The organism is Oceanimonas aquatica, from assembly GCF_030732065.1.
GTDB lineage: Bacteria > Pseudomonadota > Gammaproteobacteria > Enterobacterales > Aeromonadaceae > Oceanimonas.
Genome location: NZ_JAVBHX010000001.1, coordinates 522,106 through 537,203, shown reverse-complemented (window position 1 = coordinate 537,203; position 15,098 = coordinate 522,106). Strand labels below are relative to the sequence as shown.

The 15,098-nt window shown below is 58.6% G+C and carries 16 protein-coding genes and 1 tRNA gene; 10 read left to right on the top strand and 7 right to left on the bottom strand.

The annotated features are described in order from the left end of the window. The first annotated feature begins 20 nt into the window (after positions 1–20). The 3 genes from Q9290_RS02510 to Q9290_RS02500 all read left to right on the top strand — a co-directional run bounded on the left by Q9290_RS02510 (position 21) and on the right by Q9290_RS02500 (position 5,013). Entirely contained in the window at positions 21–1,157 is a 1,137-nt protein-coding gene (locus tag Q9290_RS02510) for a MalY/PatB family protein (protein WP_306078048.1), read from the top strand. Between the two features lie 169 nt (positions 1,158–1,326). Beyond that, on the top strand, positions 1,327–2,310 hold the full coding sequence (locus Q9290_RS02505; RefSeq protein ID WP_306078047.1) for a TAXI family TRAP transporter solute-binding subunit: 984 nt from the start codon (positions 1,327–1,329) through the stop codon (positions 2,308–2,310). A gap of 123 nt (positions 2,311–2,433) precedes the next feature. Beyond that, entirely contained in the window at positions 2,434–5,013 is a 2,580-nt protein-coding gene (locus Q9290_RS02500; RefSeq protein ID WP_306078046.1) for a TRAP transporter permease, read from the top strand. Positions 5,014–5,047: 34 nt separating this feature from the next. Here the strand turns inward: Q9290_RS02500 and Q9290_RS02495 are convergent, their stop codons facing one another. The 3 genes from Q9290_RS02495 to Q9290_RS02485 all read right to left on the bottom strand — a co-directional run bounded on the left by Q9290_RS02495 (position 5,048) and on the right by Q9290_RS02485 (position 5,831). Then, on the bottom strand, positions 5,048–5,350 hold the full coding sequence (locus Q9290_RS02495) for a monooxygenase (protein WP_306078045.1): 303 nt from the start codon (positions 5,348–5,350) through the stop codon (positions 5,048–5,050). Between the two features lie 136 nt (positions 5,351–5,486). Continuing rightward, positions 5,487–5,577 (bottom strand) — tRNA-Ser (locus Q9290_RS02490). A gap of 53 nt (positions 5,578–5,630) precedes the next feature. Then, positions 5,631–5,831, bottom strand: a complete 201-nt coding sequence (locus Q9290_RS02485; RefSeq protein ID WP_306078044.1) for a hypothetical protein — start codon at positions 5,829–5,831, stop codon at positions 5,631–5,633. A gap of 131 nt (positions 5,832–5,962) precedes the next feature. On the opposite strand from Q9290_RS02485, the gene Q9290_RS02480 reads away from it, so the two are divergent. Both Q9290_RS02480 and Q9290_RS02475 read left to right on the top strand, forming a co-directional pair. Next, positions 5,963–6,505, top strand: a complete 543-nt coding sequence (locus Q9290_RS02480) for an HPP family protein (protein ID WP_306078043.1) — start codon at positions 5,963–5,965, stop codon at positions 6,503–6,505. A gap of 274 nt (positions 6,506–6,779) precedes the next feature. Beyond that, positions 6,780–7,565, top strand: a complete 786-nt coding sequence (locus tag Q9290_RS02475) for a nucleoside-binding protein (RefSeq protein ID WP_306078042.1) — start codon at positions 6,780–6,782, stop codon at positions 7,563–7,565. 69 nt (positions 7,566–7,634) lie between these two features. On the opposite strand, the gene Q9290_RS02470 is transcribed toward Q9290_RS02475, so the two are convergent. The 4 genes from Q9290_RS02470 to seqA form a co-directional block, all read right to left on the bottom strand. After that, a complete protein-coding gene (locus Q9290_RS02470; protein WP_306078041.1) occupies positions 7,635–8,468 on the bottom strand; it encodes an outer membrane protein OmpK in 834 nt (277 codons plus the stop codon). Positions 8,469–8,654: 186 nt separating this feature from the next. After that, positions 8,655–9,674 carry a succinylglutamate desuccinylase gene (gene astE / locus Q9290_RS02465; protein WP_306078040.1) on the bottom strand — a complete coding sequence of 340 codons (1,020 nt, stop codon included), beginning with the start codon at positions 9,672–9,674 and terminating at the stop codon, positions 8,655–8,657. A gap of 153 nt (positions 9,675–9,827) precedes the next feature. Next, positions 9,828–11,471, bottom strand: coding sequence for a phosphoglucomutase (alpha-D-glucose-1,6-bisphosphate-dependent) (pgm, locus tag Q9290_RS02460; protein ID WP_306078039.1), 1,644 nt, complete (start codon positions 11,469–11,471; stop codon positions 9,828–9,830). 22 nt (positions 11,472–11,493) lie between these two features. Continuing rightward, positions 11,494–11,991 (bottom strand): replication initiation negative regulator SeqA, encoded by a 498-nt coding sequence (seqA, locus tag Q9290_RS02455; RefSeq protein ID WP_306078179.1) that lies wholly within the window; start codon positions 11,989–11,991, stop codon positions 11,494–11,496. A 138-nt stretch (positions 11,992–12,129) separates the two neighbouring features. On the opposite strand from seqA, the gene Q9290_RS02450 reads away from it, so the two are divergent. The 5 genes from Q9290_RS02450 to Q9290_RS02430 all read left to right on the top strand — a co-directional run bounded on the left by Q9290_RS02450 (position 12,130) and on the right by Q9290_RS02430 (position 15,039). Then, positions 12,130–12,894 carry an alpha/beta fold hydrolase gene (locus Q9290_RS02450; protein WP_306078038.1) on the top strand — a complete coding sequence of 255 codons (765 nt, stop codon included), beginning with the start codon at positions 12,130–12,132 and terminating at the stop codon, positions 12,892–12,894. Between the two features lie 56 nt (positions 12,895–12,950). Further along, positions 12,951–13,172: a DUF2788 domain-containing protein gene (locus Q9290_RS02445; RefSeq protein WP_306078037.1), complete on the top strand. Its 222-nt coding sequence runs from the start codon at positions 12,951–12,953 to the stop codon at positions 13,170–13,172. 3 nt (positions 13,173–13,175) lie between these two features. Continuing rightward, positions 13,176–13,460 (top strand): LexA regulated protein, encoded by a 285-nt coding sequence (gene ybfE / locus Q9290_RS02440; RefSeq protein WP_306078036.1) that lies wholly within the window; start codon positions 13,176–13,178, stop codon positions 13,458–13,460. A gap of 44 nt (positions 13,461–13,504) precedes the next feature. Continuing rightward, positions 13,505–14,032, top strand: a complete 528-nt coding sequence (fldA, locus tag Q9290_RS02435; RefSeq protein ID WP_306078035.1) for a flavodoxin FldA — start codon at positions 13,505–13,507, stop codon at positions 14,030–14,032. A 98-nt stretch (positions 14,033–14,130) separates the two neighbouring features. Then, the gene (locus Q9290_RS02430) at positions 14,131–15,039 is read left to right on the top strand and encodes a L,D-transpeptidase family protein (RefSeq protein WP_306078034.1); all 909 of its coding nucleotides are present in this window, start codon (positions 14,131–14,133) and stop codon (positions 15,037–15,039) included. The last annotated feature ends 59 nt before the right edge of the window (positions 15,040–15,098 follow it).

Genomic DNA, 15,098 nt, shown 5'->3' with positions numbered 1-15,098 from the left:
CAGTTGACAAGGATTCATGCATGTTTGATTTCGATCAGTGGATAGACCGCCGCCCTACCCGCGCCCTCAAGTGGCTGAAATACGAAGGCACCAACATTCTGCCCATGTGGGTGGCCGACACCGAGTTCAAGGCCCCGCCAGCCGTGATTGAAGCCCTGAGCGAACGGGTTGAGCACGGCATTTTTGGTTACAGCCGCCCCACCCCGGCGCTTACCGAGCTGATTATCGAGCGCCTGCGCGAACGCTATGGCTGGGAGATCCAGGCCGACTGGCTGGTGTACATGCCCGGCGTGGTACCGGCCCTGAACCTGGCCTGTCAGACTTTCAGCGAGCCGGGCAGCAACATACTGATGCCCAAGCCCATTTACTACCCCTTCCTGCACGCCCCGGGCTTTCACGGCCGCAAGGCGGCGCACGTGGAAATGGTGGAAAAGGACGGCCGCTGGCTGCTGGATCTCGAGTCCCTTGAGCGTCAGGCCAAAGACAGCGAACTGCTGCTGTTCTGCAACCCCCATAATCCGGGGGGCACCATTTATACCCGCGAGGAGCTGGAAGCAATCAACGACATTGCCAAACGCCACAATCTGGTAGTGTGCTCCGACGAAATTCACTGCGATCTGCTGCTCGACGAAGGCAAGCCTCACGTGCCCTATGCCGACATCAACCAGGATGCCGCCGACCGCAGCATCATTCTGATGGCGCCGAGCAAGACCTTTAATATCGCCGGCCTGTGCTGCTCCTTTGCGGTGGTACCCAACCAAGAGCTTCGCACCCGCTTTATTCGCGCCGCCCGCGGCATCATGGCCGATGTCAACCTGCTGGGCTTTGTGGCCGCCGAAGCCGCCTACGCCGACGGCGAAGAATGGCTGCAGGCCCAGCTCGAGTACCTGCGCCAGAACCGGGACCTGCTGGTGGAGCGCCTGAACGGCGTGCCCGGCGTCAAGGTGTTGTCGCCCGAGGCCACCTACCTGGCCTGGATCGACATCAGCGCCTTGAAGCTGGACGATCCCATCGGTTTCTTTGAACAGGCCGGGGTGGGCCTCTCCCCCGGTGGCCAGTTCGGCGGCAGTGACTTTGTGCGGCTGAACTTCGGCTGCCCCCGGGCCATGCTCGACGAGGCCCTGCACCGCATGATTGCCGCCATCAACAGCCGTTAACCCGGGCGGCGTACTGTCAGGCCGGCCTCAGTGCCGGCTTTTTTCGTTTTACCACCATACTCAAAAGACACCTTTATCCTCGCTTTCCAAACTCATTTTTTGCTATCTTTGAATGCCTTAGCTAAAAAATAACTACGACTGTTGAACCTTAAGACAAGGAAAAGGAACTATGTCGATCAAAAAAACCATCAGCGGTGCAGCGGCCATCATGAGCCTGGGACTGGGTGCCGGCGTACCCGCCGCCATGGCGGCGGAACAAAGCTTTATTACCATAGGGACCGGTGGTGTTACCGGCGTTTACTATCCCACCGGTGGTGCCATTTGCCGCCTGGTCAACCAGGGCCGGGCCGAGCACGGCATTCGCTGCTCGGTAGAGAGCACCGGCGGCTCTCCCTACAACCTGAACTCCCTGCGCTCCGGCGAACTGGAAGTGGGCATTGCCCAGTCGGATCTGGAATATCAGGCACTGAATGGCGAAAACGGCTTTGCCGAGCAGGGTCCGTTTGAAGATCTGCGCGCCGTGTTCGCTCTGCACGGTGAAGCGGTGACCATAGTCGCGCGCAAGGATGCCAACATCAAAACCTTTGAGGATCTCAAGGGCAAGCGGGTCAATATCGGCAACCCCGGCTCCGGCCAGCGCGACACCATGGAAGTGCTGATGAACGCCTATGGCTGGACTCAGGACGACTTCAGCCTGGTGTCCGAGCTGCGCCCCGCGGAACACGGCCAGGCCCTGTGTGACAACCGCATCGATGCCTTTGTTTATGTGGTGGGCCATCCCAACGGCTCCATCAAGGAAGCCACCACCGCCTGTGAAGCCAACCTGGTTGAAGTCAATGGCGAGGTGGTCGACAAGCTGATCGCCGACAATGCCTATTATCGTCACATCACCATTCCCGGTGGTGAATACACCGGTGCCGATGAAGACGTACACACCTTTGGTGTGGGTGCCAACCTGGTGACCAGTGCCAAGGTACCGGAAGAGCAGATTTACCAGCTGACCAAGGCGGTGTTCGACAACTTTGAGCAGTTTGTCCGCCTGCACCCGGCCTTTGCCAGCCTCAAGAAAGAAGAAATGGTCAAGGACGGTCTGAGCGCCCCGCTGCACTCAGGTGCTCAAAAGTACTACAAGGAAGCCGGCCTGGTAGAGTAATCCAGCCTTGCACCGGGGAAGCCCGCTTCCCCTACTGTTTCGGTCAGGAAGTATCCGGGGCGGCAAGCATGTGTCTTGCCGCCCCGGCTTGCTGTTTGCCCCTGACCTTCGGAGGAAAAGCCCATGTCCCACCCGCCTCAGGACAACACACAACAACAGCTGGACGAGATGCTGGCCCAGGCCGATACCGGCGGCCGCCATCCCACCGGCGTTGGCCACTGGGTGCTGCTGCTGGTGCCCCTGTGCTGGGCCCTGTTTCAGCTGTGGTATGTCTCGCCCCTGCCCTTTATGTTCAATCTGGGCATTTTCAATGATACCGAGGCCCGCTCCATTCACCTGGCGTTTGCGGTATTTTTGTCGTTTACCGCCTTTCCCGCGCTGACCCATTCGCCCCGGGACCGCATTCCCTGGCATGACTGGGCACTGGCCCTGATCGGCGCTTTTTGTGCCGCCTACCTGTTTCTGTTTTACCGGGATCTGGCCGACCGGCCGGGCCTGCCGATCATGCAGGATCTGGTGGTGGCCTGTATCGGCATGGTGCTGTTGCTGGAAGCCACCCGCCGGGCCCTTGGGCCACCCTTGATGGTGGTAGCAGCCATCTTTTTGTTTTACACCTTTGCCGGTCCCTGGATGCCGGACGTCATCGCCCACCGTGGCGCCAGCCTGGCCCGCACCGTCACCCACCAGTGGCTGACCACCGAAGGGGTGTTCGGCGTCGCGCTGGGGGTGTCTACCTCCTTCGTGTTTATGTTTGTGCTGTTCGGCTCCCTGCTGGAGCGGGCCGGTGCCGGTAACTATTTCATCAAGCTGGCGTTTTCCCTGCTTGGTCACCTGCGCGGCGGCCCGGCCAAGGCCGCGGTGGTGTCTTCAGGGCTGTCAGGGCTGGTGTCCGGCTCTTCCATTGCCAACGTAGTGACCACGGGCACCTTTACCATTCCGCTGATGAAGCGGGTCGGTTTTCCCGCCACCAAGGCGGGGGCGGTGGAAGTGGCCGCCTCCACCAATGGTCAGCTGACGCCGCCGATCATGGGGGCCGCCGCCTTTCTGATGGTGGAATACGTGGGCATTTCCTATATCGAGGTGATCAAGGCGGCCATACTGCCGGCGCTGATCTCCTATGCCGCCCTGATTTATATCGTGCACCTGGAGGCCATCAAGGCCGGTATGCAGCCGCTGCAGCAGCGCCGGCACGTGACCATTGCCCAGCGCCTGCTCGGCTTTCTGACCATGATTATCGGCCTGATGGTGCTGACCGCCGTCATTTATTACGGCATTGGCTGGACCAAGACCCTGTTTGGCCCCCTGGCCACCTGGGTACTGAGTGCCCTGGCACTGGTGATTTACCTGGCACTGGTGGCCTGGTCCGCCCGGCTGCCTGACCTGGCCATGGATGACCCGGACAACCCGGACATTCACATGCCCGAGCCCGGCCCCACCTTCAAGTCGGGCATGTATTACCTGCTGCCCATCGTGGTGCTGGTGTGGTGTCTGACCGTGGAGCGGTTGTCGCCGGGGCTGTCCGCCTTCTGGGCCACCCTGTTCATGATGTTTATCGTGGTCACCCACAAGCCGCTCAAGGCCCTGTTCCGCAAGGAAGCGTCCGAAGGCATGCTCAGGGAAGGCGCCTTTGATCTCTTCATGGGGCTGGTGACCGGGGCACGGAACATGATAGGCATAGGGGTGGCCACCGCCGCCGCCGGCATTGTGGTGGGCACCGTCACCCTGACCGGCATCGGCCTTGTCATGACGGAGTTTGTGGAGTTTATCTCCGGCGGCAGCCTGCTGCTGATGCTCATCTTCACCGCCGTCATCAGCCTGCTGCTGGGCATGGGGCTGCCCACCACCGCCAACTACATAGTGGTGTCCACCCTGATGGCACCGGTGATCGTCAATCTGGGGGCCCAGCACGGACTGATTGTGCCGCTGATTGCCGTGCACCTGTTTGTGTTTTACTTCGGCATACTGGCAGATGACACGCCACCGGTGGGCCTGGCAGCCTTTGCCGCCGCCGCCATTGCCAAGGCCGATCCGATTAAAACCGGTATTCAGGGCTTCACCTACGACATTCGTACCGCCATTCTGCCCTTCATGTTCATCTTCAACACGCAATTGTTGCTGCTGGGCATAGAGAGCTGGGGCGGATTGCTGCTCACCATTGCCAGCGCCCTGGCGGCCATGCTGCTGTTTGCCGCCGCGACTCAGGGGTTCTGGCTGGTCAAAAGCCGCTGGTGGGAAACCCTGGCCCTGCTACTGGTGGCCTTTACCCTGTTCCGGCCCGGCTTTTTCTGGGACAAGCTGTTTCCGCCCATGGCACAGTACGACGCCAGTCAGTGGGAGCAGGTAGTGGAAAGTCTGCCGGCAAGCGAGTCGATCATTTTGCAGCTGGGCGGCAACAACCTGTTCGGTGAGCCGGTGAACAAGATCGTCAAGCTCAGCTTTGATGCCGACCGTCAAAGTGCCAGTGAACGGCTGGCCAGCACCGGCATCAGCAGTCTGCGCACGCAGGATGACAAGGTGATCATCGATATGGTCGACTTTGGTAGTCAGGCCGAACGGCTGGGGGTGGACTTCGATCTGGAGATCAAAGCGCTGCAGCGCCCGTCGGACCGCCCCGACAAGGAGTGGATGTTTATTCCCGCCCTGATGCTGACGGGCCTGGTGGCCTGGCTGCAGCGCCGTCGGCGTTCGGCCCAGTCCGCCTGATGATAACGCCGGCCATAAAAGCCGGCGTTTTTTATTACACCGGGCCGTGATCGATGGCGGTCAGGGCCTGGTTGATTGCAAAGATCCGGCCGCGAATGCCGGTAACACCAAAGCTCTCGAGCCGGGCGGTGTGTTTTTCCAGATAGCGGCGGGCACTGGTTTCATCCTCAAACAGGTAGACCCCCCCCGCCTCACCATCGACCGGGTTTTCGGTCCAGATTTTCCAGATAAACCCCGGCTCTTCGGTAATGGAATGAGCCAGCCCGGCCATGGCCTCGGCCATTTCCTCGCCAAATGGCCCCGCAAAGGGAAAATCAACCTGCACCACTGTTTTCATTACGTTCGGCCTCATTCTTAAACAATCAGGTTCTAATGTAATGCAGGCCGGCGATCACGGCAACGGTGGCGGCTTTCAACGTCCGCAGCCAGCTTCAGGCACAAAAAAACCCGGGGGTTAACCCGGGTTTGCTGTCTGGCGGAGGAGGTGGGATTTGAACCCACGGTGGGCTATTAACCCACGCCGGTTTTCAAGACCGGTGCATTCAACCACTCTGCCACCCCTCCTGACGCCGCAAATCATACTGCGCTCAGCCTTGTGCTGTAAAGGGTACGTCGGTTCAATTGCTTTTCAAATCATCACTTTGTGCACTTTTTGAAGGCTTGACCTGAGTGCGTCTGAGAAAATAGTCCCGCAGGAACTGCTCGTCGAGGGGCGAGAGGTCAAAATGCCGGCTGGCCTCGGCAATGGCGTCGCCGTTGATTTGAGGTTGCTCCGTCAGCCAGTGCAATGCCTTGCGCAGGGATTCATGCTCGTTCATAGGCACTCCTTCGCATAAGTTATGCGCATTTTTCATCAGGGACGACTTTTATTTTATATGCATTATAAATACAATTTAACCGCTCTATTTATAAGCATAGATAATAAAAGCTCCATACCAACGAGGTCTCAATGCACTTTAAACACCGCCTGCGCGACGCCACCCTCGCCGGTATCGCCGGTTTTGTCGCCGTTATCTGCCTGAGCTACCTGAAAGACTGGACCCATTTCATGGTGCTGAGCGCGCCCATGGGGGCCACTCTGGTATTGCTGCTGCTGTTACCCTCGGCCCCCCTGTCCCGTCCCAAAAACGTGATCTTCGGGCACCTGCTGACCACCTGTCTGACCGTGGCCGGCCTGGAGCTGATCCCCGACCCCCTGCTGGGCATTGGCCTGTGTTTTGGCCTGAGTCTGATGCTGATGGTACTGACCGACACCCTGCATCCGCCTGCCGGTGCCAACCCCATTCTTATCTATCTGTCCGGTGCCCACCTGACCCCACTCGACTTTATTCTGCCCACCCTGGCCGGCACCCTCTTTATGGTGGGCTTTGCCAGCGCCTATCACTATGTGTTTACTCACAGACGCTATCCCTTTGGTCCCAAAGTGAGCAAAACCAGGGTACAGGATGACACTCCGCCCCAGCCGGCCAAACCCGGAACGGCCGCCGATTGAGTCAAAAAAGAAGCTGAAAAGCTTCTTTTTTTGGTCTGAATACCGCTTCACTCTGCTTTTTACACACCCGCAAGCCGACGGCGGTGACTTCTCCCTTCATTTATTTACCTTCATAAAAAGAATCTTCACATAAAGAAATAAAATAAAGTTGTGACTCCCGTCACAAACCAGAATGCAACACATGGGTAACATTCCGGTGCCGCAACGGTTACACCCAGCGGCAAATATTCTGTTTTCAATCCCCCGACACAATGCATACAAAGAACAGGGAGTCATGATGAAAAAATCCGCCCTCAGCCTGCTGGTCGCCATGGCTGGCACCCAGGCCTTCGCCGCCGACTGGAGCACCACCGAACTGCACTACCAGCTGGGTAACCTCAAACAACAACCCTTTGGCCCTTCAGCGGATCGCAAGTCCACCACCAATATCTATACCCTGCAGCATGCCAGTGGCTGGAAGTATGGTGACAACTTCTTTTTCGTGGATTACTCCGACTGGAAGGACGACCAGCGCCAGCGTGACTGGTATGGAGAGGGCTATTTCAATTTCAGCCTTGGCAAGATCAGCGGCCGCGAGCTGAGCTTTGGCCCGGTCAAGGACGTGGGCATAGTACTTGGCGTGAATGCCGGCGGCGACAGCAAGGTACGCAAATACCTGCCCGGAATACAGCTGGCCCTGGAGGTACCCGGTGCCGCCTTCTTTAACACCCTGATCACCGCCTATATCGACGACAATGTCGGTGTCGCCGGTGGTGGCTCCCCCAAAGAAAGTGACAGCTGGATGCTGGATACCGCCTGGGCCTTTCCCTTCGGCATTGGCAACCACGACTTCAGCCTGGAAGGCCACCTGGAATACATTGGCAGCCGCCACAACGAGTTCGGCGACAAGGTAAAGGCGCACGTACTGGCCCAGCCCCAGTTGCGCTACGATCTGGGCAAAACCCTGTTCAATGAACCTCAGCGACTGTTTGTGGGGGTGGAATACCAGTACTGGCATAACAAGTACGGCAGTTCGGTCACCGAAAGCGCCGTGCAGGGCCTGGCAGTCTGGCGCTTCTGAATCCAAAACAACAAAAGAGCGCCGAAGCGCTCTTTTTTCATTTCCAGGAAACCTGTTCCAATAATCCGCTCAGAAGTGCCATTCCAGCTGGAAGGTCGGGGCGTGAGTGTCGACACCCGGTACACCATTAATACCAAACTTGTTGTTCCAGTATTCGTAGCCCACACCGGCCCACAGAGTGTTGCTCTTGTCAAAGGCCAGCTGACCCACATCCACCATCAGTGACGGACGTGACAGAATTTCATAGTCGGTACCCTGCCCCTTGGGAGTATTGTAGTTGGCAAAGCCCTGAAATTTCATGGGTACCGGACCGGCATTAAAGGGCAGACCCCAAGCCAGGTTGTAAACGGTGTAATCGTTAAAGGTGATGTCTTGCGGATCATTAAAAGCGTTGTGATTACGCTCATGAGCATAAAATATACTGAAGTCCAGGAAGCCCTTAGGCACTGCAAACTTCAGGGTCGGGCCCACCAGCAGCAGCTTTTTACGAGGAGCAACTGCGGTATTCTTGGTATTGAGATCAAAGCCGGCACTCAATGCCACTTCCTTGACCGGACCAAAGCTCAGATCGGTGTCAAACACCTTGCCCAGATGCAGCTGATGGCGGTAGGTCAGATAGGCTTCCAGCGCACCATCGTTATCAGTACCATTTGCCGGATCATTTTCATCGGACTGCAGCACATCCAGATTGAAGAAGTTCTGACCGTAGGCGTAGCCGCTGGCGTGGGTCAGTTGCAGAACATGCTTCTGAATATCGTCTGTTTTAAACGGTTCAGTATACTGAGTGCTGTAACGATAGCCGATATAGGTGTCGGACCAGGTGGCGGCGCTCACTTGAGGAGCAACAGAAACGGCCAGGGCCAGGGCAGACAGGGTGAAAACGCGCTTGCAGGTGTGCTTCATAACCGTGATTCCTTCACATGGTTCAAAGGGTGAATCCTGATTTGAATACAAAGTGATATTTTTTTGTATTTTTTGTATTCCACATTTCAGCAATCGAATGATTACACAACGACACACCTAAAATCTACAATCCGTTTACAAAAATTCAGTCCACGTCAAAAAATTGTGTCCAATTTTGCACTCTTCTCATATCAACTGTGTCTCGCTCAGTCGCACCGGAGTGACCATCAGCGCCGCCCGCTGCCCCACCGCCACACCGGCGTTGGGAAACACCACGGCTTCCTCACTGGATTGTACACACCAGTGCCGCTCACCGTCGGTTGCCAACAAGGCACCGGGCTCAAATGGAGTAAAATTGGGTACATCCTTGCTAAAATTAAGCCGAAAATGTGAACTTTGCTTGATGATTTCCTGGCTGACGTCGAATACCCGCATGCGTGACAGATCCACCGCCGGCGGCTGCCAGCCGGGCGTGGACACCAGCGCCGCCAGACAATCGGTCATAGCCTTGACTCGGGCAGGATCGTTTTCGCCAAAGGGCCTTACCTTGCCCAGCTCAAGGGTAAAGGCATGAGCACCAAACTCGTGAGCACTGAAATAGCTGAAGGTACTGGTGGGCCCCTGAGACAACAGCACGGTGTTCACTCCGGCGGCCTGCAGAAAGGCCAGCTGGCTGCGGCGGTAGGGGGCGCCATGAGTGAAGGGGTAGACCGCAAACTTTTCATGTAAAGAAGGCCGAATGGCGGTATGCAGATCGTAGTGCAAGCGCTCTGTGCCGGCGCGGGCCTCAAAAAAACGCGAGACATATCCTTCCAGTGCCGCCGCCCGCTGCCGCTCGCGGGACTGGCCGCCGGCATGAGCGCCGGAAAACAGCCGGTTGAGGTTTTCTTCCAGCTCTCGAACCCCGGCGTTCATGGCCGCCGGATTGCCAAAGATCAGCAGCAGTCGCTGCCGGCACTTCAGGCTGCCCGACACCAGCTGCTGCAGCAGCCGCTCACACAGCTCGATGGGGGCGGTTTCGTTGCCATGAATACCGCAGGAGATCACGATATCCCGCGCTCCCGGCGAGGCCGCTTCCAGGCAAAGCACGCCCGTGTCCCATACCTCCGCCCGCGTGCCATCGGCCAGCAGCTCGGTAAAGGGAGCCAGGTGCCAGGGATACTGCCGGCTGAGCTCAAGAAACTCATCAAGTCGGCTTCCTTTCACAGATACCTCCAAAATTCCATTTTATTGCGAGAGATTCATATGCAATAAAACACGATTTCAGTATCAATGTCTAAAACTTGATGATTAAACAGCAGTGAAAAACGGGAAGAGTAGCATCAGGCCGGCCAGAATGGCCGGCCGAAAAGACAAGGGTCAGACGCCGGCGTTAATAAACACGCCGTCCACCAGGGCGCGGGCTTCGGCAATCAGTTGATCCAGGTGGGCCTCACTGCGAAAGCTCTCGGCGTAAATCTTGTACACCTGCTCGGTGCCGCTGGGCCGGGCGGCAAACCAGCCCTGCTCGGTGACCACCTTCAGACCGCCGATGGCCGCACCGTTGCCGGGAGCTGCGGTCAGCCGGGCAATAATGGTATCGCCCGCCAGGGTGTCGGCCTGCACATTCTCGGGGTTGAGCCCGGCCAGTACGCGCTTTTGATCGTGGCTGGCGGAGGCATCCACCCGGCGATAATGAGGCCGCCCCAGCTCCTGCGTGAGCATGGCGTAATACTGGTGGGGTGTCTTGCCGGTCACCGCCAGAATTTCCGCCGCCAGCAGCGAGGGAATAAAGCCGTCCTTGTCGGTGGTCCAGACATCGCCGTTCCTGCGCAGGAACGACGCCCCGGCGCTTTCCTCGCCCACAAAGGCCAGCTTGCCGTCCATCAGCGGCTGTACGTACCACTTGAAGCCCACCGGCACTTCCATCAGCGGCCGGCCCAGGCTCGCAGCCACCCGATCGATAATGGACGATGACACCAGGGTCTTGCCCACCGCCAGATTGGCCTGCCACTCCGGCCTGTGGGTAAACAGGTAATGAATGCACACCGCCAGGTAATGATTGGGGTTCATCAGGCCATCGGCATCCACAATGCCGTGGCGGTCGTAGTCGGGATCGTTGCCGCAGGCGATATCAAACTCGTCCTTCAGCGCCAGCAGGGGCTGCATGCTGTACGGGCTGGAGCAATCCATGCGGATTTTGCCGTCATGATCCAGTGTCATAAAGCCAAAATCCGCATCCTGACGCTCATTCACCACGGTTATATCGAGATCGTAGCGCTCGGCAATGTGCGGCCAGTAGGCCAGCCCGGAGCCGCCCAGCGGGTCCACACCAATACGAATGCCTGCCTTGCGAATGGCGGCAAGGTCGATCACCTGCTCCAGCTCACTTACATAGCTGGCCACATAATCGTGCGGCACGGCCTTATGCTCCGCCTCGGCAAAGGGCAGACGGCATATACCGGCATTGCCGCCGGCCAGCAGTTCGTTGGCCCGTTGCTGGATCCAGCCGGTCGCTTCGGCGCTGGCCGGACCGCCATCGGGGCCGTTGTACTTGATGCCACCATCCCGGGGCGGGTTGTGGGACGGGGTGATCACGATACCGTCGGCCACGCCACCGGCCTGCGCCCGGTTGTGGCCCAGAATGGCATGAGAGATCACCGGGGTGGGCGTATAGCCCCCACCCTGCTGTACCCGTACCTCAACCCCGTTGGCCACCAGCACTTCCAGCGCTGACCCAAAGGCCGCCTCGGAAAGCGCATGGGTATCCATACCCAGAAACAGCGGACCATCAAGGCCCTGCTGCCGGCGGTATTCGGCCACCGCCTGGCAAATGGCATGAATATGTCCCTGGTTAAAGCTGGTATCGAGGGCGGAGCCCCGGTGACCCGAAGTACCAAAGGCCACCCGCTGGGCCGGCACACCGGCATCGGGCACCCGCTGGTAAAAGGCGGCCATCAGTTGAGGAATATTGACGAGATCGCCGGGCCGGGCCGGCTGGCCCGCTCTGGGATGCGTGCTCATGTATTTACTGTCCTTGACGTAATCAGATGCTCTGGCTGACCCGCTCGATCAAACCGTGGGCGTATCCCATGGCGGCCATCAGCTGCGCCACGATATTGCGTTTGCGGCCGGTATTGGTATTGGTGATCACCCAGTAGGGGCTGCCTTCAATGGCGCGGGGCTTGGTGGTGTTGCCCGCAGCCAGCAGGGCGGCCTCGGAATCGGCAAAGTAAATGCGCTTGCGGCCCTTGATGTCGGATGCCTGAGCAAAGGCCGCCGGGTTTTCCCGGTACAGCACCGACAATATGGTCATAAAGCGTTCAATGGCGGAATCCTGGGCCGCAAGGGTGCCCGACTCCAGCATGTGACGCACCCCCTCGCCCTGGGTCACGACAGGAGCCGTGGCCGGCTGTGGCTCGGCATCGGCCTTGTTGTCCAGATTCAGCAGGCGGCGCAGTATGTCCGAGGCGCTTTCGCCAATATGCCGGGTATTGCTGGCGATATAACGGTAAAGCTCTTCATCCACCTCTATGGTTTTCATCATTTTTTCTGGCATATCCACTCCCAGTGAAGAGTGGCGATTATACATGGAGCCGGGGTCCGGCCCAAGCGGGTTGCGCCCGGGAGTGACCCGGGCAACAATATGGCCACTTTCTCTATTCAATGAAAACAGGATGTCATGCAACTGAACTATCGCCGCCAGGGCCAGGGCATGCCGGTCATGCTTGTGCACGGCCTGTTTGGCAACCTTGACAACCTCAATGGCCTGAACCGGGCCCTGACCGAACACTTTGACGTCATTACCGTGGATCTGCGCAACCACGGCCAGTCTCCCCGCAGCGAAGAAATGACCTACGCCGCCATGGCCGACGACATTCTCGAGCTGAGCGAGCAGCTGCAACTGGACAGGCCCGCCCTGGTGGGCCATTCCATGGGTGGCAAGGCGGTGATGATGGCCGCCGGCCTGGCCCCCGACAGAGTGCGGGGCCTGGTGGTGGCCGACATGGCGCCGGTGGCCTACCGGGAAGCCCGCCACCAGGAGGTGTTTGCCGGCCTGCAGGCGGTGATCGACGCCGGCTGCCAAAGCCGCAAGGAAGCCGATGCCGTGCTCGCCGAGCATGTCGCCATTGCCGGCGTTCGCCAGTTTCTGCTCAAATCCTTTGTGGCTGGTGAGGCCGGCTGGCGCTTTAACGTGGCGGCGCTGCGCAAGGCCTATAACAACATCATGGGCTGGCCCGGCCTGCCCGCCCCCTTTGAAGGACCCGTGCTGTTTATCAAGGGCAGCGAGTCCGATTATCTGCTGCCCGAGCACCAGCCCGAGGTGCAGGCCCAGTTTCCCAATGCCCGGGCCCGGGTAATACAAAATGCCGGGCACTGGCTGCATGCGGAAAAACCTCAGGCATTCAACCGCGTGGTGCAGGATTTCCTGCTTTCAGTCAGTTAACAGGCTTTGGCGCTTTATGCTATAGTGGCGCCCATTCTTAACGGTCGGTCAACACAATGTCACTGGATCAAATCGAGCTGCTGGAAAGCCTGGGCCTGAAGCTGTTTTTCGTGGCCATTTTTTTGCTGATCGGGCTGGCCATTCAGGATGTGCTCAAGCGCGGTAACGTGCCCAAATTTGGTCGTTTTGTGGTCTGGCTGGTGCTGTTTCTGGGCTGTGCCGGCTTCGTGGCCAAAGGCATTATCGAGGCGGCCTGGGAAAGCGGTGGTCTGGGCTGACCCATGGCCAAGCAAGAAGCAGACAGAACCACGCTGGACCTGTTTGCCGACGAACGTCGGCCCGGCAGACCCAAAACCAACCCTTTGCCCCGGCAGGTTCAGCTCAAGCTCAACAAACGCAACCAGCTCAAGCGGGATCGTGAACGCGGTCTTCGGCGCATTGAGCTCAAGGTGGATGAGCAACTGTTCAGCAAACTCAATATTCTGGCCGATGAACGCCGGCTCAGCCGAGCCGAGCTGATCCAGGCCCTGCTGCTGCAGCAACTGGCACAGCAGGATCAGGACTAGGGCCAGGTTTCAATAACACCATTCTCAACAGGTACGGCATAATTATGGCAAGTGTAGGTCTGTTTTTTGGAAGTGATACCGGCAATACCGAAGCCGTGGCCAAGATGATCCAGAAAGAGCTGGGCAAGCATCTGGTCGAGGTTCACGACATTGCCAAGAGCACCAAGGAAGACATCGCCGGTTTCGATCTGCTGCTGCTGGGTATTCCCACCTGGTACTACGGTGAGTCCCAGGCCGACTGGGATGATTTCTTTCCCGAGCTGGAGCAAATCGACTTCAACGACAAGCTGGTCGCCATCTTTGGCTGCGGTGATCAGGAAGACTATGCCGAGTACTTCCTTGACGCCATGGGCACCCTGAAGGACATCGTTGAGCCCAAGGGCGCCATCATTATCGGTCACTGGCCCACCGAGGGTTACGACTTTGAAGCGTCCCGCGCCCTGGTGGACGACGCCCATTTCGTGGGTCTGGGCATCGACGAAGACCGCCAGCCCGAGCTGACTCAGGACAGGGTCAAGGCCTGGTGCAAGCAGGTTTACGAAGAAATGTGCCTGAAAGAGCTGGAAGGTTAACGCGACAGCTCGGGTCTCTAAGGGATGCGCCGGGCGCATCCCTTTTTTGTGCAACAAGAGTATGATCCCGGCTTCACCCGAAGTGAGAGAACCACGCAATGAAACTGTTAAGTGCCATACTGCTGAGCCTGTTGCTGCCGGTGTCCCTGGCCCAGGCCTCGGTGCGCCCGCTGCCCCTGCCCGAAGACAGAGGCCAGCCGGTCGGGCAAATTCTGATCCACACCGCGCAGGAAGGTGACACCCTGGCCGCCCTCGCCCGCTATTACGGGGTCAGCCCCATTCTGATCATGGCCGCCAACCCGAAGCGGGATCTGCTGCTGCTGCGCCCCGGTGACCGGGTGGTGATCCCCAACCAGATGCTGCTGCCGCGCGCAGACACTCAGGGCATCGTCATCAACCTTGCGGAGCTTCGACTGTATTACTATCCGGAAAACGAAGAGCAGGTCTACGTCTTTCCCATCGGCATCGGCCGGGTCGGTCGGGCGACTCCCGAAATGGTGACCTCCATTTCCCAGATGCGGGAAAATCCCACCTGGACGCCCACCGCCAATACGCGCCGGGAATATGCCGCCAAGGGCATTCCCCTGCCCACCGTGGTGCCGGCCGGCCCCGATAACCCGCTCGGCGAATACGCCATGCGCCTGTCCTATGGCAGTGGTGAGTACCTGATCCACGGTACCAATGACCCCCTGGACGTGGGCCTGCGCTCCAGTGCCGGCTGCATTCGCATGTATCCGGAGCACGTGGAATGGTTGTTCGCCCAGGTCGACAAGGGGACTCGCGTGCAGATCGTCAACCAGTCCCTCAAGGTCAGCACCGATGAATACGGCCAGACCTTTGTGGAATCCCATGAGCCGCTGACGCCGGAAGGACAGCGGGATACCCGCCCCGTCGACATGAGTGCACTGGCACCGCTGCTGGAAAACGGCCTCGACCGCAGCACCCTCGAACAAATCATCAGCCAGCAACAGGCCACGCCGCAGCTGGTAGGACAAACGCTGTATTAAATAACAAGCGCCTGCGGGCGCTTTGGCGAAACATAAAAAAAGGCCTGACTTGCGTCAGG